Raw genomic sequence first — 790 nt, 5'->3', positions numbered from 1 at the left:
AGCTACCGCATGACGAGGATTTGTTAGAGTCGGAAGACGATGCGCCAATCATCAAATTGATCAATGCTATGTTGGGTGAAGCGATCAAAGAAGGTGCGTCCGATATCCATATCGAAACGTTTGAAAAGACGCTTTCTATCCGCTTCCGTGTCGACGGCGTTCTGCGTGAAGTCTTGACGCCGAGTCGTAAGCTTGCGCCGTTGCTGGTGTCGCGTGTGAAGGTTATGGCGAAGCTCGATATTGCTGAAAAGCGTGTGCCTCAAGATGGTCGTATCTCGCTACGTATTGGTGGCCGAGCGGTCGACGTGCGTGTTTCTACCATGCCATCCTCTCACGGTGAACGAGTGGTAATGCGTCTGTTAGATAAAAACGCAACGCGCCTTGACCTGCATAGTTTGGGCATGACTCCTTCGGTACACGACAACTTCCGTCACCTCATTGGTCGCCCACACGGTATCATCTTGGTGACCGGCCCTACGGGTTCTGGTAAATCGACCACTTTGTACGCCGGCTTGCAAGAAATCAACAGCAACGAGCGCAACATTCTGACGGTGGAAGACCCAATCGAATTTGATATCGATGGCATTGGCCAGACCCAAGTTAACCCGAAAGTCGATATGACATTTGCGCGTGGTCTACGTGCGATCTTACGTCAGGACCCGGATGTGGTGATGGTCGGTGAGATCCGTGACTTAGAAACCGCGCAAATTGCGGTGCAAGCGTCTTTGACTGGTCACCTGGTAATGTCGACGCTGCATACCAACACCGCTGTTGGTGCGATCACGCGTCT

At 52.2% G+C, this 790-nt stretch carries 1 protein-coding gene; it reads left to right on the top strand.

The annotated features are described in order from the left end of the window. Positions 1-790 (top strand): GspE/PulE family protein (locus tag R7Z77_RS24990; protein ID WP_318136997.1); only part of this gene is annotated, 790 nt, incomplete at both ends.

This window comes from Vibrio sp. 1401, assembly GCF_033340295.1.
Note: the sequence above shows the minus strand (reverse complement) of the source record. Positions and strands in the feature narration are given on the sequence as shown.